Origin of the sequence: Corallococcus sp. NCSPR001, assembly GCF_017309135.1 — a bacterium.
Classification (GTDB): Bacteria; Myxococcota; Myxococcia; order Myxococcales; family Myxococcaceae; genus Corallococcus.
In genome coordinates this window covers 1,549,978-1,568,902 of sequence record NZ_JAFIMS010000002.1, presented here as the reverse complement: position 1 = coordinate 1,568,902, position 18,925 = coordinate 1,549,978, and the positions used below count along the sequence as shown (strand labels likewise).

The window sequence follows — 18,925 nt, the reverse complement described above, 5'->3', positions numbered from 1 at the left end:
GGAGGAACGTCATGCGCCCAAAGCGGAAGCCGTGCAAGATGCCGCGCCGTGCTGGCCCCCGACGCACTGGTTCTCGACGGTCGATTCCGGGTTCTCAAGCCCCTGGGCTCTGGGGGCATGGGTGAGGTGTACCTGGGCGAGCAGGTCTCCCTGGGCCGCAAGGTCGCCATCAAGGTCCTCCACCACGACCTCCACGCCCAGGCCGGCATGGCCGAGCGTTTCAAGCGCGAAGCGCGCCTGCTCTCCGCCGTGGAGCACCCGGCGGTGGTGCGCATCGTGGACTTCGGCCAGTCCGGCGACGCCGCGTGCCTCGTCATGGAGTTCGTGGAGGGGCAGAGCCTCCATGACGCGCTCCAGGGCGGACCGCTGCTGGCGCCCCGCGCGCTGGCGCTGCTCCAGCAGTTGGCGGAAGGGCTCGCGGCCATCCACGACAAGGGCATCATCCACCGCGACCTGAAGCCGGAGAATGTCCTCATCTCCCCGTCCGCGCGAGGAGAACAGGCGCGGCTGTTGGACTTCGGCATCGCGCGGCTGGTGGAGCCGGAGGCCGGCACCGCGCTCAGCCAGGTGGGCGTGGTGCTGGGCACGCCGGAGTACCTGTCCCCGGAGCAGGCCGTGGGCGCGAAGGTGGACACGCGCAGCGACCTGTACTCTTTCGGCGTGCTGGCCTACCGCGTGCTGTCCGGGCGGCTGCCGTTCGACGGGCCCACGCCGCGCCACTTCCTGTCGCAGCACGCCTCGCACGCGCCGCTGCCCCTGGACCGGGCGGCGCCGCAGCTGTCGCGCTACGTGGGGCTGCTGTCGCTGGTGATGCGGCTGTTGGACAAGGACCCAGCGAAGCGGCCCCAGACGGCGAACGAGCTGGCGGACGCGCTGGGCCTGGCGCACGCGGCGCTGATGGCGTTCACGCCCAGCCAGGGCACGCCCATCGTCCACGCGAACATGACGCCGTCCTCCGGCACGGCGGCGTTCGGGGTGGATCCGGCGGCGCCGGCCGCGCCGGGTTCGGGCACGGCGGCGTTCGGCGTGAACCCCGCGCCCGCGGGCCCGGGCTCCGGCACGTCGGCGTTCGGCGTGGCGCAGGCCGCGCCCCCGGTGACGGCGCCTCCGGTGCAGGCACCGCCGCGCACGGGCACGGCGGCGTTCGGCACCCCGGGCCTGCTGTCGGGCGCGCTGGGCGCGGTGACCGGCGGCTCGCCGGTGACGAAGGCGCAGAACGTGACGGTGATGCTCACCGACATCCAGGGCTTCACCGACCGGATGAGCCGGCAGACGCACGAGGAGAACGCGCGGATGCTGGACACGCACGACCGGCTGCTGATGCCGCTGGTGCGCGAGCACGACGGGAAGCTGGTGCAGAAGCGCGGCGACGCGCTGGTCGCGATCTTCCGGGCTCCCTCCGCGTCCATCCGCTGCGGCATGGCGATGCAGCAGGCGCTGTGGCGCTACAACCAGACGGTGCCGGAGGAGCACCAGCTCCACGTCCGCGTGTGCCTGCACTCGGGCGAGGTGCTGGTGACGAACGACGCCGTGCTCGGCGAGCCGATGGAGGTCGTGAAGGCGGTGGAGCACGTGGCCGCCGCGGACGAGGTGACCTTCACCGAAGCCGTGAACATGGTGCGAAACCGCGCCGAGGCCGCCGCCGAGCCCTGCGGCACCATCCCCCTGCCCGGGCGCGATGAGAAGGTGCAGCTGTACCGCGTGACGCGCTCGACGGAGGGCTCGCCGTTCGGCGCGGCGCTGGGAATCCCCGACTCCGGGACGAAGCCGTCACCGCTGGCGGGTCTGGGCGCGAAGGCGCGCGAGAGCGTGGCAGCCTTGCGTCAGCGTCCGCGAGTCCTGGCTGGCGGCGCGGGTGTCCTGGCGCTGGTGGTGGCGGGCGCCGCCTGGATGGCGCACGCGAATGATCCGCTGGTGCAGGCGCGCGGGCTGTTGAACGACGGCAAGCCCAAGGAAGCGCTCCAGCGGCTGGAGGCGCCAGACACGCCGGATGACGCGGAGGCGACGCGGCTGCGCGCTGTGGCGAAGCACGCGCTGAACAGGCACAACGAGGAGCACGGCCTCATCCTGGGCCTCGACGAGGAAGGCCGGGAGGCGCCAGAGCCGAGGCTCTTGGATGGACTGGCCGAGGACTTCGGGAACAACGAGAAGGACATCTCCGCGCGCAGGGCCCTGGAGGCGTTGCCCGCCACGACGGTGCACTCCCATCTCGCGTCCCTGGCCAAGGGGACTCCCTCGACGAAGCAGTGGGGAGCGCTGCGCTATCTGGACTCGAAGGACACCCCGGGCCTGGACCTGGTGGGGCTCTACTCCACGGCGTTGGAGTCCAGCGACTGCGGCGTGCGCACGAAGGCAGCGTTGCGACTGGCGAGCCTGGGCAACGCCTCCGCCCTGCCCGCCCTCACGCGCGCGGCGGAGAACCCGCCAGGCGGCAAGGCCTGCAACCCGCAGACGTTCAACCGGGCCATCGAAGAGCTGAAGAAGAAGTCCGCGCCGTAGCGTGGCCCTCCGGACGCACGTGTGTCACGCAGGCCGCGCGTTCCCAGCGGATCCGCTGTGCATCCATCTTGCACTCGCGGCGGGCCTCTCTCGCGGTCCCCTCCCTGGAGCCCCATGAATCCACTGCGCTGCGGTCCCCTCCTGCTCCTCCTCACGGCCTGTGCCTCCACGCCCTCCGTGAATCCTCCCCCTTCCCAGGAGGAGTTCGTGCTCGCGAAGGACGTGCGGGTGCGGCGCATGGCGCCTGGCGTGTGGATGCATGTCACGGAAGCGGGCGGGGACTGGGCGGGTATCACCGCGAACGGGCTCCTCGTGGAGGACGGTGACGCGTCCATCCTCGTCGACACCGGCTGGACGCCGGAGCACGCCCAGGCGCTGCTCACCTGGGCCCGCGACACGCTCCACCATCCGGTGCGCGCCGCGGTGGTGACGCACTTCCACCTCGACCGGACCGGCGGCATTCCCACGCTCGACGCGCAGGGCATCCCCGTCCACGCTCGCGAGGACACGGCGCTGCGCGCGGGCAAGCAGGGCAACCCCGTTCCCTCGAAGCGGCTGGCGGATGCGCAGGACTTCGGGCCGCTGTCGGTGTTCTTCCCCGGCGCGGGGCACTCGCCCGACAACCTCGTCGTCATGCACCCGGCGTCAGGCATCCTCTATGGCGGCTGCTTCATCAAGGACGCCCACGCGAAGACCCTGGGCAACCTGGAGGACGCGGACATCGCCGCGTGGCCCGCGAGCATCCAGCGCGAGCGCGAGCACTTCCCCAACGCTCGCATCGTCATCCCCGGCCACGAGCAGCCCGGCGGACCGGAGCTGCTCGACCACACGGAGGCACTGCTGAAGAAGACCTCGCGCTGAAACGCGCGGTGTCTCAGTCGTCCCGGTGCGCGTGGCCCTTCTTCTTGCCACGCCCCGGGCCGTCCCAGTCGTCGTCCCAGCCGCGGCCGCCCTTGTCCTTCACCTTGTCGTTCACCTTGATGAGGTTGCGCGAGTACGCGTCGTAATCCAGGTGCAGGTGGCCCTTCTCGCCCCGGCCATCCACGCGGAACTTCACCTTCCACACGTTGTTGCCGGTGAGGTGCGCCTCCTGCAAATCGCAGCGGTAGCCGCGCGCACGGCACTGGTCGAACCCGCGATGCACGGCTTCGTCGTAGCTCATCGCCACGGGGCGTGACGGAGGCGGCGGCCTCGGAGGCGGCCTGTGCGGACGCGTCTCCGCCACGATGCAGCCGGATGACAGCAACAGGCTTCCGAGGAGCAACGTCAGGGGCAGTCTCATGCGCGGGATGACGCCACACCCGCGTCTGGATTCAAACGCGCTCGCGGTGCGAGCAGGCCCCCGCGACTGCCGTGAGACTACAAAGCTCCAGGCGAAGCGAACGCGACGAACAATTCACCCGCGAGGTACGCGCGCATCCCCTTGCTCGCCGGTCGGATGAAATCGTTGAGCAGCGCACCGGAGTTCAGCTTGTGCACCGTGGGGCGCGCCAGGTTCATGCGGCTGCGCGCCACGCCCTTGCCGCCCCGGTGGATGAACGTCACGGTGCCGTCGGGCGCCACGGACTCCACGACCGCGATGTGCGTCATGCCGTCGTTGCGCTTGCCGTCGCGGTTGCGGTCGTACGTCTCCTTGAAGAACGCCAGGTCGCCCGGACGCGGGTTCAGCCGGTGCACCGCGCCCACGGCCTGCGCGCGGCGGAAGATGCCCGTCACCGCGTTCTCGCCCGCGAGGAAGCCGTGCGCCACCAGGTCGATGCCGGCCTGCATGTACGCCAGCCGCACCAGCCCCGAACAGTCATTGGGCACCGAGCGGTCCAACCGCCGCGCCCCCACCAACTGCGCCGCGCGCGCCACGATGCCGCGCGCCAGCTTCGACGGCGGAGGCAGCAGCTCATCCCAGAAGCCGCCCGGCCCCTGCGTGGGCCCGGTGAACAGCGCCGCGGCCTCCAGCGCCGCCGCGATGACGCCCGCCTCCTCCGGCACCGGGTGCGGCTCGGCATCCAGCAGAGCGGTCAGTCCCTCGCTCCCCTCCGGCATCACGAAGGCCAGCGGCGGAGGCGCTTCAGCCTTCACACCCAGTGCCCCCTCCGCGCCCACCGGCGCGACGCTTGGGGCTTCAACCGGGGGCCGCGCGACGGGCGCGACCGGAAGTTCCACCGCCATGCGAGGCGCGGCGTCCGGGACGTGCGCACAACCCACCAGGCAGCCCAGCGACATCAGGGTGACGAGCGACGAACGGCGCAGCAGCAACAAGTCCTCCGGGGGTGAAAGCGGGCGCATTCAACCCCGGATTCGTTTTACGTCAAACAGCGATCATCCCTCCCAGGTCGCGAGCAGGTCGCGCACCCGCCCGTACTTCTGGAGCAGGGTGGCGCGGTGGGCGCTGAGCACCACCATGAATCCCACCACGAGCAATCCCAACATCGACAGGAACAGCGCGCCGATGCGGTGGTCGCGCATGCCGAAGCGCACCAGGTTGGCGGCCACCGCCGTCACCAGGAACGCCGAGCCCAGGTACACGTAGGAGCGGATCCGCAGCGCGATGCCCGCCCCCACGCCCACCAGGCAGAGGAACACGCACAGGAGCATCGCCTCGCCGTCGTTGAAGAGCAGCGGCTTCCACGCGCCCGCCACGTAGATGCCCGTCACCGCCAGCGCGCGCAGCTGCGCGTAGGCATCCATCGACAGGCTCTTGCGGAAGACGCGCAGGAGCAGGAGCAGGGAGAGGCCCGCGGGGATGGCGTAGTACTGCGGCTCGCCGGAGCCGGTGCCCAGCCACACGAGGTACAGCGCCGTGTTGAAGGCGGCGACGGATATCGTCGACGCCAGGCCCCGCTGCTTCGTGAACGCCCCGAGCGCCGCGAAGTGCGCCGCGTAGCCCACGAGCAGCGCCACCGCGATGAACGGATGGCTCCACGGCACCGTCAACAGGCCCGCCAGCGGGAAGAGCCACGCGCCCGCCACGGCGGGACGGCGGAAGGCCTGGAGGCCCGAGCCCTCGCGCCGCACGAAGAGGTACAGGCCGATGAAGACCGCGCCGCCCATGATGGACACCAGGCTGTCCGCGGCGTCGGGCCGCGCGTTCAGCCCGATGAAGCGCACGCAGAAGTAGCCCAGCGCCACCGCCGCCTGCGCGAGCCACGCCGCGGCTTCGTCCTCCTCGCGCGCCGCGTGGCGCACCAGGGCGAACAGCAGGAACACCAGCCCGCCGCACGCCACCCACGCCTCGCGCCCCGCGCCGCCCGGCAGACGCACCGACAGCACCGCGAACAGCACCTCCGTGAGGGCGATGAAGGAGAACGCCCGCCCCATGCGCCCGCGCACCGCCTTGCCCGCCACGGACAGCACCAGCGTGGCCAGCAGCGCCGTCGCCGCGCCCAGGTACGGGAGGAGGAACTGCGCGCCCCGGCCGGTGGAGTGCGTGGCGCCGTAGTGCAGGAGGAAGGCGTGCTCGGCGAAGAGGGACGCAAGCCAGCCCACCCACTCGCGGTCGCGGCGGCGCAGCACCACCACCCACGCCGTGGCCAACACGAAGAACACGCACAGCGGCATGCCCGGGTGCGTGAGCGAACGCAGGCCCGCGAGCGACAGCAGCGCCAGCACCGCGCCACCGTGGTGCAGCGCCGCGCCCACCACCACGCCGCGCCTGTCCAGCGCGAAGCCGGCGAGGGCCAGCAGCAGGCCCGTGCCCGCCACCACCGCGGGCGCCCACAGCGGCGGCACGGCGGCGACCAGCACCAGGCCCAGCAGCGCCGTGGCGGCGTTCATCATCAGGCGCTCGCGCGTCACCATCAGCGTCAGCGACGCGGCGCCCGCGACCAGCGCCACGGACGGGGGCAGCTCGCCCGGCCCCGCGTCCAACAGCCGCAGGCCCACGAGCAGCGCCACGGTGCCGGCGCCACCGGCCCACAGCGGCTCGCTCCAGGTGCCCTCGATGCCGGGCGTCAGGCGCGCGGTGACGTTCGTCAGCGCGCGCTGCACGCCGCCGGACTGGCACAGCGCGGACAGCAGCGCGGAGGCCAGGCCCACGAGCGCGACGAGCACCCCACCCTCCGGGCGCCACTCGCCCACCGCGAGGGTTCCCGTCTGGCCCAGCGGCGCCAGCGCGAACGCCGCCACCGCCGCGGTGAGCAGCCAGCGCTGCGACAGCAGGAACGCGGACACCAGGATCACCGCACCCAGCACGGCCAGCGCGCCAGGGGTCGGCGACACCAGCGTGGACATCGCCGCGATGGCCAGGGCCGAGCCCGTGGCGGAGGCGCGCAGCGCCGTGTCACGCGGGCTCCGGAAGAAGGAGGCCAGGGCCTGAGGCGCGTGGTGATCCGCCAGCGCCAGGGCCAGCAGCAGCCCCGTGGCCCAGGGCCGCGCCTCCGGGATGAACATCAGCAGCAGGGACGCGCCGATGACGCGGACGGAGGGCAGCGGGCCCGTCATGGGCACCAGCGCGAGGGCGCAGAAGAGGGCCGTGCGCTGGCTCAGCTCCTGCTCCGGGACCAGCAGCGCCAGCCCGCCCAGGCACATGAGCGCCACCTGCATGCTCATTGACAGCTCGTGGCGCGGGCGCTCCTCCCGCGAGCGCAGGAGCAGCGAGGCCATGGCCGGCACGTGCTCCACCCCGCGCACCACCAGCAGCGGGAACAGCGGCAGCAGCGCGGTCCACGCGAAGGGCGGGTGCCACGCCATCAGGGTCACGACGGCATAGGGCACCATCAGCGCCGCGGCGAAGGGCCGGTGCAGCGAGCGCGTCCACAGCAGCGGCAGCAACGCCGGACCGATGAGCGCGAGCTGCGCGGCACCGCGAAGCTCCGACAGCGCGTGCCCGTCCCACGCCAGCGAGGCGTCCGCCAGCACCACCATCGCGCCCAGCGTGGCGACGATGCGGAAGGACTCGCCGCCCGTGGCGATGCGCCGCACGGCGGGCACGTCCTCCAGGAGGGCCAGGACGCTGAGGAACGTGGCGAGCCCCAGGAGGGCCAGCGGGCCGGATGCGTGCAGCGCGAAGAGCGCCTCGATGGAGGCGACCATCAGTCCCAGCGTCACGGGCAGCGTGCGGGCGGTGAAGAGCGCCGCCAGCGCCGCGCCCATCAGGAACAGGGGCTCGTCACTGGAGCGGGCCAGCGCCACCGGCAACAGCGGCAGGATGAGCGCGAGGATGCCAGCGGTGGTGGTGCTCGCGCTCTTGCCCTTGCGCGCGGCGACGATGGAGCCCACGAGCGACGCGGCAATCAGCAGCACCAACGACAGCCCCGGCGACAGGCCCCACACCGCATAGACGTGCGGGATGTCCGGCAGGAGCGCGAGGCCCACGAGCACGACCGCGAACGGCCGCACGCCGGGGAAGCTGCGCGAGGCCACCGCCACCGTCGCGGCGGCGGTGAGGAGCACGGGGCCCATGAAGACCTGGTTCGTCAGGCCCCACACCACCGCGAGCCCCGCGTACAGGAGGGCCGGCACGCCGAACCGCTTGAGCAGGCCGCCGCGCTCGCCCAGGAGCGCCAGCACCAGCGCGCCGCCCACCATCGCCGCGACCAGCGCCTGCGTGGAGTGGGCCGCCGCCAGCTTCGGCAGGATGGCGCCCGCGAGGAAGGCGCCGTAGGCCAGGAAGTTCTCGTCGCGCAGCCGGTACGCGGCCACCAGCACGCCCGCGGCCCCCAGCGTCATGCCCACGACCGGCGCGGCGACGGGGGTCGTGCCCAGCGCGATGGCGAACCCGGCCGTGGCGATGACGCCCACCACGGCGGAGATGAAGCGCCGCGTGCGCTCGTCCGTGAGACGCCACACGAGGACCGCGAGGCCCAGGGCGAGGATGCCGGACACGACGGCCGCGGGGGCCGCGCCATAGACGCGGAAGGCGCTGAAGGGCAGCAGGCCGAAGAGCACCGAGCCCACGGCGGACAGCGGGAAGCGCTTGAACAGCAGGCCCGCGCCCAGGGACAGCACGGCCAGGGCGAGCGTGGCGAAGAAGGAGGGCCGCGAGTCGGGCCCCAGGTGGGAGTAGAGGGCGAACGCGGGCGCGGCCCAAGTGGTGCAGCGCAGGAGCACGTCCGCGAGCCCCAGGGAGCGCGCGTCACCGGTGCGCTCGCCGCGCTTCTGGGAGAAGTACGCGAGCACCAGGCCCGCGAGCACGAACGGGACGGCCGTCAGCGCGCCGTACTGGAAGGGCAGCGGCGCCGAGGGCGGGTAGCCCATGCGCGTCTTGATGGCATTGATGAGGAGCGTGAGGGCGTGGGGGATCAACTGCGCGCTGGACGCATAGCTGAAGTAGGCGCCCGCGTATGCCGGGTAGAGCCACGGCAGGCGGTTCACGGGGCCGCGAGACAGCGACACGAGCGTGCCGGTGAAGATGGCGGCGGTGAAGAAGAAGGCGGGCTTCGTGCCGACGATGGCGCCCGCGAGGCAGGCCACCTGGAGCGCGATGGTGATGACGGCGAGCGGATCCGCGGCGCGCTTCTCATCCAGCGTGCGGAAGCGCAGGCAGGTGGCGAGCAGGAACGCCGCGAAGGGCGCGTAGGTGCCAGGAGGAACGGAGGTCCCGGCGGCGCCCAGGGCCAGGTGCAACCGGATGGCGAACATCGCGGTGAGGAACAGAGGCGCGGCGATCGCGAAGGTGAGCGCACCGCCCTTTCGGGAGGTCCCGGTGGCCTTGCTCGACAGCAGGAAGAAGAGGACGCACGGCAGGGTGTTGAGCCACACCGCCGGGACGCCCACGCGCGCGGCCACGGGAGCCAGGCCCATGATGAGCGTGACGCCGACGAGCCCCAGCTGGATGAACGGGCGCGAGGGCGCGTCGAAGGACTCCACGGGCTTGCGGGCGAACCACGCGGCGACGCCGGACCAGGCGAAGAGGAGCGGCACGAGCAGCAACGGGCGCACGCCGTCGAGATGGAGCGCTTCACCGAAGCCCAGCGGCCCCAGCGCGACGCCGCCGAGCGGGGCCACGGCGGATCCGATGAGGCCGAGGATGTGGCCCGGCTTGCGCAGGGACTCGCGGCGGGCGAGGTAGCCGCCCCACACGGAGAAGCCGACGGAGTAGCCCACGGTCATGAGGAAGACGGTGAGCGAGCGGGTGACGGACGTCATCCCGTCCCAGGACTCGAAGACGAAGTAGAGCGTGCCGGAGAGGATGAGGAACGCGCCGATGAACCACGCGATGCTCTCGTAGAGGAACGGCCGCCACACGCGGCTCCACGTCGAGGTCTGCTCGACGATGCGGGCGGTGCGGCTGTTCGGAGCGGGAGGCTCCACGAACGGTTCGCCCGGGTTGGGAGGCAACTGGCGAGCGGTCCGCTGTTCATTGACGGCCCGCGCACGGGATTCGGCGGAGACACGCCCCGCGTTCAACCGGCGAGCCGCGGAGCCATCCGACAGCGAGGCGATGCCCAGGCACGCGATGAGGTCGAGCGAGTTGAAGTGGAAGGACGCGCCCGTGGAGCTGGGAGCCGTGGAGGAAGCGTTCTCGGAGGCAACAGCGTCGGAGACAGCGAAGTGAGCGTCGGGAGCAACAACGTCCGAGGTGAAGGAGGCGGCGGCGGGAGTCACGGAAGCGGAGGCGCCCTCCTGGGCGTCAGCGCTCACGGCCTGCGCGATGGGGGTCTCCTCGACGGCCGCATCCACGGTGGGAAGCGTCACGGGACCGAGGGCGACGGCGCCCTCCCCCATCGTCGGAGGCGTCACGGCTTCGTCGCGGAGCTCGACGGGCGCGGACGGCAGCGCGTCGATGGGCGTCTCGGTGAGGACGGAGAGGAGGACGCGGGCCTGGCGCTCGTAGCGCTCGCTGAGGCGGTGGGCGACGTTGGGCGGCACGTCGTGGACGTCCCAGCGGCGCACCTCGTCCAGGAGGAAGTGGACATGCGCGAGCTCGGCCTCGATGGCGGAGCGGGCGCGGGCGGCGAGACGATTGCCACAGACGACGCACTGGGACGCGCTTCCCAGGCGTTCTTGCCGGCAGGCAGGACAGTACATGGAACTTCCCCCTCTACAACGACCGTGCCACGGAGAATGCCCTGGAAAGGCACGGGATTGAAATCCACCGGGGTGCGTCGGGCGAGTGGCGGTTGTGCAGGGCGCTGCACACGTGCACACCCGTCGCCGCTGGCCGGAGGGCGTGAGTCATGGGACCGTGGAGGTCATGAGCACGGAACTGACGTTGAGGCCCATCGAGGCCCGGGACGACGCGGCGATGGCGGCGGTCATCCGCGCGGTGATGCCGGAGTTCGGCGCGGACGGCCCGGGGTTCGCGATCCACGACCCGGAGGTGGACGCGATGAGCGCGGCCTACGGCCGTCCCCGGCACGTGTATTTCGTGGTGGAGCATGGGGGCCAGGTGGTGGGAGGCGCGGGCATCGCGCCGCTGGACGGAGGCGCGCCGGACGTCTGCGAGCTGCGGAAGATGTACTTCCTGCCCACGGCCCGGGGCCACGGCATGGGCGAGCGCTTGTTGAGACACTGTCTGGAGTTCGCGCGAAGCGCCGGCTTCAAGCAGTGCTACCTGGAGACGCTCGCGGGCATGGATCAAGCCCAGAAGCTCTACCGCAAGGTCGGCTTCGAACCGCTCTGCGCCCCCATGGGCCGCACCGGCCACTTCGGCTGCGACCGCTGGTACGCGATGCCCCTGACCTAGGGGACGTAAGCGCTACGGCATGACCGCGCGTCGCCCAAGGACCTTGCCCTCGGGCGAAACGGCGTACAGCTCGAACCAGTCGAACTCCAACTGGCTCCCTGCGGGCCATCCGCACCGGTCGAGCCGCCGGTCGACCCGGACGAAGTAGACGCCGCCCTCCAGGCCCACCACCACGTCCAGCGAACGGGCGGACGACTCACAAGCCCCCGCGTCCTGCTTGGGAAAGCTGGCAAGGACGCGCTGGAGCGCGGCATGGGCCGCCAGGACCGCGGGCCCATCCAGCGTCGCGAGCGGGCGCAAGTCCGTGGGCCACTGGATGCCTGCGTCCGAAGCTCCGCCATCCGGCTTTGCAGGAAGCCCTGCATCGGGCCGGAAGGGCGTGCTTCCACCGTCCGCCACGAGCGACACCAGCAGCAGGACGTGATGAAGCTTCAGCAAGAGGCACCTCGCCCGTGGAAACGATGAACCTGCATCATCGTGGGTAGCACTTCGGAGGAGAAAGGGTCGAACCGATATTGCTGGGAGGCGCAGGCTCGCAGTGGGCCTCGAGCCGCCAGCGTCGCTCCGGCTCGCTCCAGCGGAAGACGTCTCCCTCGAAGTTCCATTTCAGGAAGCGTGGCGCATCCGCATGCCCTGTCGCCAGCCAGGCCCAGGCAGGAATAGGGCGCCCACGAGCGTCCCGAGCAGGCTTCCCACCAGGAGACACGGCGTACTCAATCATCGTCCAACGTGCCTCGCCGAGTCTGACGGCCGGGAACACCCGCAGGTCCGCATTGCTCATGTCCGTTCCGCACGGGTGGTTGTGAGCGAAGCCGAAGATGGGCAGGTCGCTTCCGAAGTCCTGGTCCACGACACCGCCCATCGGAGGCTGACAGCCTCTTCGCTCCCCCGTCTGTTTCCGGACGGGCCAGGAGACGCGCCAGTCCTTCGGCGTCCGGTACACCGCCAGGCAATACTCGGTCGCATCCGGTCGCGGACGTCCCGTGTTGGCATCACACGCATCCGTGGCACCTGGAAGGGCCATCAAGGTCTTGAGCGCGGGGAGCACCAGGTCATCAGGAACGGTGCCCATGTCCGCGTAGACCACGGGAACCTCCGGATGCGCCCACGGTCCAGGCGCGACAATCAGCTTCGGGTTGTTCTCCAACTGGGACAGCTCACTGCTCAGGAAATAGAGCCTTGGACTCGCACAGGCGAGCACCAGCAGCAGGGGGACAAGAAGGGATGTAGCCTCATCAGACTGAGAGCCTGACCGCCCGCCCACCGGCCCGGCAAGTGCGCCCGGCCAGTCACGTCCTCCGGACCCAACTTCCCAGGTCAGGAGGCGCGCATGGCTCTCAAGAAGCAGACGACAGGTCCACGGCGGGCGCCTCGCGTCCAGAGCACCCGCACCGCGCACGCCGTGGCGTCAGACACGGACAAGCTCCCGTTCGACATCGAGGAGGTCCTCCGCCGCGTGCGCCATGAAGTCCGCTCCTTCGCGGACGCCGCCATGTTCGAGCTCGCCGCGAAGGGCCACGGCTCCCTCTTCGAACAGCTCATCGCGTGCATCCTCTCCATCCGCACGCTCGATGAAGTCAGCCTCCCCGCATCCCTCCGGCTCCTCGGCCGCGCGCGCACGCCCGAAGCCCTCGCGCGCCTCACGCCCGAAGAAATCGACGCCCTCATCCGCCCCGTCACCTTCCACGAAGGCAAGGCCCACCAGGTCCACGCCATCGCCGTGCGCACGCGGGACGAGTTCAACGGCCAGCTCCCCGCGGATCCGGACGTGCTCCAGTCGTTCAGGGGCGTGGGCCCCAAGTGCGCGCACCTGGCGCTCGGCATCGCCTGCGGCCATGAGGTCATCAGCGTGGACATCCACGTCCACCGCGTCACCAACCGCTGGGGCTACGTGAAGGCCTCCACTCCGGAGCGCACCCTCGCCGCGCTCGAAGCCGTGCTCCCCCGGCCGTATTGGGTGGAGCTCAACCGGCTCCTCGTCCCCTTCGGCAAACACGTGTGCACCGGCTCGCGCCCGAAGTGCTCCACCTGCCCCGTGCTCCAATACTGCCGGCAGGAGGGCGTCACCTCCCACCGCTGAAGCCTACCGGTCGTGCCCCGCCCACTGCGTGGCCCGCCGCGCGAACCTCCGCCAGGGGTTCGTCCGGCCGCCGTTCTCCAGCGAGATCTCTTTCGAGTGCCGCACGTCCTTCTCCCAGCACGCCTCCAGCTTCGCGGCGATCTCCCGGTCCTCGAACACCAGCGACCCTTCGCTCAACTTGTTGAGCGACAGCGAGTCCAGGTTCGTGGAGCCCACGACGCACAGCCAGTCATCCACCAGCATCGTCTTCGAGTGCAGCATCGCCGGCTGGTACTCCCAGATGCGCACCCCCGCCGCCAGCAGCCGCTCATACGTGGACCGCTGCGACGCGCGCACCACCGGCACGTCGTGATGCGGCCCCGGGCCCAGCACCCGCACGTCCACGCCCTGGCGGACCTTCACCTCCAGCTGGTCCAGGACGTCGTTGGGCGGCGTGAAGTACGCGTTGGCGATCCACAGCCGCTTCGTCGCCGCCGCCACCACCAGTCGCACCATCCGCTCCGCCTCGGTGATGCCCAACCGCCCGGAGCTGTCGATGAACGCCGCGCACCCGCCTCCGTCCGCCTCCAGCTTCGGGAAGCATTCGCGCGGCAGGAACCCTCCGCCCGACTCGATCCAGTGCTTGGCGAACGTCACCTGGATGCGCCCCACTTCCGGCCCCTCCACCCGGATGTGCGTGTCGCGCCAGTTGTCCTCCTTCAGCCCGTCCCCCTCCCACACCTTCCAGATGCCGAAGCCGCCCGTGTACGCGATGCGCCCGTCCACCACGACGATCTTCTGATGCGACCGGCTGAGCAGCCGGCCCAGCACCTTGCCCGCGAGCAGCCGGTAGTAGTGCACCTCCACGCCCGCGTCCGTCAGGCGCTTTTCAATCTGCTGATCGAAGTCCTTGTCCCCGGTCGTCTCCTCGCTGCCCACCGGGTCCACCACCACGCGGCACTGCACGCCCGCGCGCGAGCGTTCAATCAACGCCTCCACGAACCGGTCCGACAGCTCGCACGGCCGCCAGATGTAGACGAGCATGTGCACGCTGTGCTTCGCCGCGCGGATGTCCTCCAGCATCCGGTCGAAGACCTGGCTGTTCTCCAACAGGTGCATCCGGTGCCCCGGCGTCAGCCCCACGCCCGTGGCCTGGTAGAGCGCGAACGAGAAGCCCTCGGGCCCGGGGGGCAGCTCGAACGGCCCCTGCATCTCGTGCTTGCGCGTCTCGTCGCCACCGTCGAACCCATGCGCCCCCGGCTGGGGCAGCAACTCGTCCGTTAGCTCACTCATGTCACCGGCAAGCTAGGAACGCCGGGCGGCCCGCGGCAGCCACCCCCTGCCGTCCTTGTTGGCCCATTGAACACGCCCTAACGGTCCCGGCCCACGAACTGCGTGGCCCGGCGCGCCAGCCGCCACCAGAGGTTCGTCCGGCCGCCACGGGCCAGGGTGATTTCCCGGGAGCACCGCACGTCCTTCTCCCAGCACGCCTCCAGCTTCGCGGCGATCTCCCGGTCCTCGAACACCAGCGACCCTTCGCTCAACTTGTTGAGCGACAGCGAGTCCAGGTTCGTGGAGCCCACGACGCACAGCCAGTCATCCACCAGCATCGTCTTCGAATGCAGCATCGCCGGCTGGTACTCCCAGATGCGCACCCCCGCCGCCAGCAGCCGCTCATACGTCGACCGCTGCGAGGCACGAACCAGGGGCTCGTCGTGGTTCGGCCCGGGCCCCAGCACCCGCACGTCCACCCCCTGCCGTGCCTTTGCCTCCAGTTGCTCCAGCACCGGGGTGGGCGGCGTGAAGTACGCGTTGGCGATCCACAGCCGCTTCGTCGCGGCGGCCACCACCAGCCGCACCATCCGCTCCGCCGCGGTGGTGCCCAGCTGTCCACAGCTGTCGATGAACGCCGACCGTCCACCTCCCACCTCATCCAGGTCCGGAAACGCCTCGAGGGGCAGGAGCCCGCCGCCCGACTCCTGCCAGTGCCGCGCGAACGCCACCTGGGTGCGCCGCACCTCCGGCCCCTCCACCCGGATGTGCGTGTCGCGCCAGTTGTCCTCCTTCAGCCCGTCCCCTTCCCAGACCTTCCAGATGCCAAAGCCGCCCGTGTACGCGATGCGCCCGTCCACCACGACCAGCCGCTGGTGGGAACGGGTCAGGAGCCGCCCCAGGGCCGCCCCCTGCAACGCGCGATGAAAGAAGCGCACCTCCACGCCCGCCTGGCGCAGGGGCGCCTCCACGTGCTCGTGGAACTTCGACGTCGCCCCCTTGGCCTGGCTGCCCACGGGGTCCACCACCACGCGGCACTGCACGCCCGCGCGCGAGCGCTCCATCAGCGCCTCCACGAACCGGCCCGACAGCTCGCACGGCCGCCAGATGTAGACGAGCATGTGCACGCTGTGCTTCGCCGCGCGGATGTCCTCCAGCATCCGGTCGAAGACCTGGCTGTTCTCCAACAGGTGCATCCGGTGCCCCGGCGTCAGCCCTACGCCGGTGGATTGGTAGAGCGCGAACGAGAACCCCTCGGGCCCCGGCGGCAGCGCGACAGGTCGCCTCGGCTCGTGCTCGCGCTCGGGACGTCCCACTCCGGGAGCACTGGACCGACGCCCTGTCGCTACCCTCTGAAACTCTTTCATTCAGGAAAAGCTAGGGAAGCTTTCCCTGGGGACAGCCTGCCCGCGGGGGTGACATCCGCGCGGTGAACAGGACCCCATTCCGTCGTTGCCGGAGCCTTCCACCGTGGCGACACTGCCCGGGTTCCGTCACCTCGCCTGGAGAGTCCGCATGCTCGACGCCCCATCCCGCCCCTCCGCCCGCGAGCTGCTTTCGCTCTCCAGCCTCGCCCCGCTGGTCCCCATGCTGTACGTCGCCTGGACGGACGGCGAGCTGACGGGCGACGAGCTCCGCGCCCTGGGCGCCGCGGCCCGCTCCCAGCCCTGGCTGGACCTCAAGTCCAGTTCCGTGCTGGCCCTCTGGGTGGATCCGCTGCGTCCGCCCCCGCCCCGCGAGCTGGCCATCGTGCGGGAACACATCCGCGCCACCGCGGAGAAGCTGGCCAACAGTCAGCAGCAGAACCTGGCGGAGCTGGGCGTGCAGCTGGCCCAGGCGCTCGCGGGCGAAGCCCCCCTGAGCATCCCGCCCGCGGAGCTGGCCCGGGCCCTGGCCTCCATCGAGGCCACCCTGGGCGTGGACGGCAAGGAGGCGGTGCGCTCGCTGGTGCCCAGGGCGTCGCGCGTCCCGAAGGCGGAGCCCCGCTCGCACGCGGCATCCTTCGACCCCGTGGCGATGACGGCCGTGCTGGAGCGCACCTACTCGGACGTGCGCCAGCGGGTGCGCGGCTGGTTGGAGGACGCGGACTTCCGTTACAAGGAAGGGCTTTCCACCACCGAATACCGCGACCAGGTCTTCGACTGGCTCAAGCACCTGGCCAATGACGGCCTGGGCCAGCTCGCCTTCCCCAAGGGCCGCGAGGGCGGCGGCGACCTGGGCGCGTTCATCGCCGCGTTCGAGACGATGGCCTTCTTCGACCTGAGCCTCGTCATCAAGGCGGGGGTGCACTTCGGCCTGTTCGGCTCCAGCATCCTGTTCCTGGGCACCAAGCGGCACCACCAGCAGTACCTGCCAAAGGTCGCCTCGCTGGAGTTGCCCGGCTGCTTCGCGATGAGCGAGCTGGGCCACGGCTCCAACGTGCGCGACTGCGAGACGCTGGCCCGCTACGACGCGGCCACGGGCGAGTTCGTGCTCCACACGCCGTCGGAGACCGCGCGCAAGGAGTGGATTGGCAACGCCGCCCGCCACGCGCGCATCGCCACCGTGTTCGCGCAGCTGGAGGTGGATGGGGAACGGCTGGGCGTGCACGCGCTGCTCGTCCCGCTGCGCGATGAGAAGGGCAAGGTGCTGCCGGGCATCCGCATCGAGGACTGCGGCGAGAAGATGGGCCTCAACGGCGTGGACAACGGCCGGCTGTGGTTCGACCACGTGCGCGTGCCGCGCGACAACCTGCTCGACCGCTACGGACAGGTGACGGAGGCAGGCGAGTACACCTCCTCCATCACCGGCGACTCCAAGCGCTTCTTCACCATGCTGGGCGCGCTGGTGGCGGGCCGCGTGAGCGTGGCGTGCGCGTCCCTGTCCGCGGCCAAGAGCGCGCTGACCATCGCCGTGCGCTACGGCGACCTGCGCCGCCAGTTCGGCCCCCAGGGCGCGCCCGAGGTCCGCCTCCTGGACCACCAGTCGCACCAGCTGCGGCTGCTGCCACTGGTGGCCAAGGCGTACGCGGTGGACTTCGCGCTGGAGTACCTGGTGGACCGCTACGTCCACCGCACGGAGGACGACGCGCGCGAAATCGAGGCGCTCGCCGCGGGGCTCAAGGCCTACGCGTCGTGGAACGCCACCGCCACCCTTCAAGAATGCCGCGAGGCGTGCGGCGGCCAGGGCTACCTCACCGCGAACCGGTTCGCGTCGCTCAAGGCGGACACGGACGTGTTCACCACGTTCGAGGGTGACAACACCGTGCTCATGCAGTTGGTCGCCAAGGGCCTGCTCACGGGCTACCGCCAGCGCTTCGAGGACGACCGCGTCTTCGCCGTGCTGCGCCTCATCGTGGATCAGGCCACCACGGTGTTCACGGATAGAAACCCCATCGCCGGCCGGCGCACGGACACGGATCACCTGCGCGACAGTGACTTCCAGCTGCGCGCCCTGCGCTTCCGTGAGGAGGCGCTGCTGGCCTCCGTGTCCAAGCGCATCCGCAAGCGGCTCACCGCGGGCGTGGAGGCCTTCGAGGCCTTCAACCAGGTGCAGGCGCACCTGCTGGCCCTGGCGCACGCGAGCGTGGAGCGCATCGTGCTGGAGCAGTTCCTGCGCGGCGTGGCGGACGTGAAGGACGAAGCGCTCAAGCCGGTGCTGGGGCGCATGGCGGACCTCTTCGGCCTGTCCTGCCTGGAGTCCGCCAGCGGCTGGTTCCTGGAGCATGGCTGGCTCACGGCCCCCAAGGCCCAGGCCATCCGCAAGGAGCGCGTGAAGCTGTGCGAGGAGTTGCGGCCGGACGCCGTGGGGCTGGTGGACGCGTTCGGCATCCCCGACTCCCTCCTGGCGGCGCCCATCGGCCTGGGGCGGCTGGCGCCCGGCGGTGAACGGTTCGACGACACGGCGGCTGACAGCGCCCGTGCGCGCCCGGCAGATTCCCGCGCGTCATGAGGACCTGTGTGTCGTGGGTGGTGTTGGGGCTCGTGGGGCTCACCGGTTGCGCGACGGTGTCCCCGGCGGAACGGGCCCGGCAGGTGGGCGAAGCCAACAAGGAGCGCGCCCGCCTGTTCACCGAGGAGATCTACAACCAGAAGCGCCTGGAGCGCATCCCGGAGTACGTCGCGGCGGACTACGTGGACCGCTCCGAGGGCGCGCCCCAGGACCTGCGCGGCCCGGAGGTGGTGCGAACGCAGGCGGAAGCCGGGTTCACCCTCTTCCCGGACCTGAGGTTCGAGCTGCTCCACGTGATGGCGGAGGACGACTGGGTGATGGTCCGCTGGCGCGCGACGGGCACGGACACCCAGGGCCCGCCCACCCGGGACGGCAGGTCCCGCCCGCTCACGTTCCAGGGGGATTCGCTGTACCGGCTGCGCGACGGCCGGCTGGTGGAGTCCTGGGACATCACGGACCGGCTGGATCCGCTGCTCCAGCGCGGGTTCAAGATCGTCCCGCCGGAATCCTGAGAGGTCCTGACCCGCGGGCGCGCGGAACGG

At 71.1% G+C, this 18,925-nt stretch carries 12 protein-coding genes; 6 read left to right on the top strand and 6 right to left on the bottom strand.

Annotated elements, in window-relative coordinates; genetic code table 11:
• Positions 1–48: 48 nt before the first annotated feature.
• Complete coding sequence (locus JYJ93_RS08500) at positions 49–2,499, top strand: protein kinase (protein WP_206787799.1); 2,451 nt, start codon at positions 49–51, stop codon at positions 2,497–2,499.
• A gap of 114 nt (positions 2,500–2,613) precedes the next feature.
• Complete coding sequence (gene bla / locus JYJ93_RS08495; RefSeq protein WP_206787797.1) at positions 2,614–3,360, top strand: subclass B1 metallo-beta-lactamase; 747 nt, start codon at positions 2,614–2,616, stop codon at positions 3,358–3,360.
• Positions 3,361–3,373: 13 nt separating this feature from the next.
• On the opposite strand, the gene JYJ93_RS08490 is transcribed toward bla, so the two are convergent.
• The 3 genes from JYJ93_RS08490 to JYJ93_RS08480 form a co-directional block, all read right to left on the bottom strand.
• Entirely contained in the window at positions 3,374–3,781 is a 408-nt protein-coding gene (locus tag JYJ93_RS08490) for a hypothetical protein (RefSeq protein ID WP_206787795.1), read from the bottom strand.
• A 77-nt stretch (positions 3,782–3,858) separates the two neighbouring features.
• Positions 3,859–4,782: a CHAP domain-containing protein gene (locus JYJ93_RS08485; protein ID WP_242543732.1), complete on the bottom strand. Its 924-nt coding sequence runs from the start codon at positions 4,780–4,782 to the stop codon at positions 3,859–3,861.
• A 33-nt stretch (positions 4,783–4,815) separates the two neighbouring features.
• Positions 4,816–10,464 carry a hypothetical protein gene (locus tag JYJ93_RS08480; protein WP_206787793.1) on the bottom strand — a complete coding sequence of 1,883 codons (5,649 nt, stop codon included), beginning with the start codon at positions 10,462–10,464 and terminating at the stop codon, positions 4,816–4,818.
• Positions 10,465–10,630: 166 nt separating this feature from the next.
• On the opposite strand from JYJ93_RS08480, the gene JYJ93_RS08475 reads away from it, so the two are divergent.
• Entirely contained in the window at positions 10,631–11,122 is a 492-nt protein-coding gene (locus JYJ93_RS08475) for a GNAT family N-acetyltransferase (protein WP_206787791.1), read from the top strand.
• Between the two features lie 12 nt (positions 11,123–11,134).
• Here the strand turns inward: JYJ93_RS08475 and JYJ93_RS39900 are convergent, their stop codons facing one another.
• The gene (locus JYJ93_RS39900; protein WP_242543731.1) at positions 11,135–11,560 is read right to left on the bottom strand and encodes a hypothetical protein; all 426 of its coding nucleotides are present in this window, start codon (positions 11,558–11,560) and stop codon (positions 11,135–11,137) included.
• Positions 11,561–12,452: 892 nt separating this feature from the next.
• Between JYJ93_RS39900 and nth the strand changes: the two genes are divergently transcribed.
• Positions 12,453–13,202, top strand: a complete 750-nt coding sequence (gene nth / locus JYJ93_RS08465) for an endonuclease III (RefSeq protein ID WP_242543730.1) — start codon at positions 12,453–12,455, stop codon at positions 13,200–13,202.
• Between the two features lie 3 nt (positions 13,203–13,205).
• Here the strand turns inward: nth and JYJ93_RS08460 are convergent, their stop codons facing one another.
• Positions 13,206–14,474 (bottom strand): phospholipase D-like domain-containing protein, encoded by a 1,269-nt coding sequence (locus JYJ93_RS08460; protein WP_206787789.1) that lies wholly within the window; start codon positions 14,472–14,474, stop codon positions 13,206–13,208.
• Between the two features lie 77 nt (positions 14,475–14,551).
• Positions 14,552–15,769, bottom strand: a complete 1,218-nt coding sequence (locus tag JYJ93_RS08455) for a phospholipase D-like domain-containing protein (RefSeq protein ID WP_269012815.1) — start codon at positions 15,767–15,769, stop codon at positions 14,552–14,554.
• 199 nt (positions 15,770–15,968) lie between these two features.
• Here JYJ93_RS08455 and JYJ93_RS08450 point away from each other — a divergent pair, with 199 nt between their 5' ends.
• Together JYJ93_RS08450 and JYJ93_RS08445 are read left to right on the top strand one after the other, a co-directional pair.
• Entirely contained in the window at positions 15,969–18,383 is a 2,415-nt protein-coding gene (locus JYJ93_RS08450) for an acyl-CoA dehydrogenase (RefSeq protein ID WP_206787786.1), read from the top strand.
• Positions 18,380–18,895, top strand: a complete 516-nt coding sequence (locus JYJ93_RS08445; RefSeq protein WP_206787785.1) for an ester cyclase — start codon at positions 18,380–18,382, stop codon at positions 18,893–18,895. Before JYJ93_RS08450 ends, JYJ93_RS08445 begins: the two co-directional genes overlap by 4 nt.
• Positions 18,896–18,925: the final 30 nt, after the last annotated feature.

Excerpts from the sequence above, each read along its gene's own strand:
- bla (WP_206787797.1), top strand. The coding sequence starts at position 2,614 with ATGAATCCACTGCGCTGCGGTCCCCTCCTGCTCCTCCTCACGGCCTGT.
- JYJ93_RS08490 (WP_206787795.1), bottom strand. The coding sequence starts at position 3,781 with ATGAGACTGCCCCTGACGTTGCTCCTCGGAAGCCTGTTGCTGTCATCC.
- JYJ93_RS08485 (WP_242543732.1), bottom strand. The coding sequence starts at position 4,782 with ATGCGCCCGCTTTCACCCCCGGAGGACTTGTTGCTGCTGCGCCGTTCG.
- JYJ93_RS08480 (WP_206787793.1), bottom strand. The coding sequence starts at position 10,464 with ATGTACTGTCCTGCCTGCCGGCAAGAACGCCTGGGAAGCGCGTCCCAG.
- JYJ93_RS08475 (WP_206787791.1), top strand. The coding sequence starts at position 10,631 with ATGAGCACGGAACTGACGTTGAGGCCCATCGAGGCCCGGGACGACGCG.
- nth (WP_242543730.1), top strand. The coding sequence starts at position 12,453 with ATGGCTCTCAAGAAGCAGACGACAGGTCCACGGCGGGCGCCTCGCGTC.
- JYJ93_RS08460 (WP_206787789.1), bottom strand. The coding sequence starts at position 14,474 with ATGAGTGAGCTAACGGACGAGTTGCTGCCCCAGCCGGGGGCGCATGGG.
- JYJ93_RS08450 (WP_206787786.1), top strand. The coding sequence starts at position 15,969 with ATGCTCGACGCCCCATCCCGCCCCTCCGCCCGCGAGCTGCTTTCGCTC.
- JYJ93_RS08445 (WP_206787785.1), top strand. The coding sequence starts at position 18,380 with ATGAGGACCTGTGTGTCGTGGGTGGTGTTGGGGCTCGTGGGGCTCACC.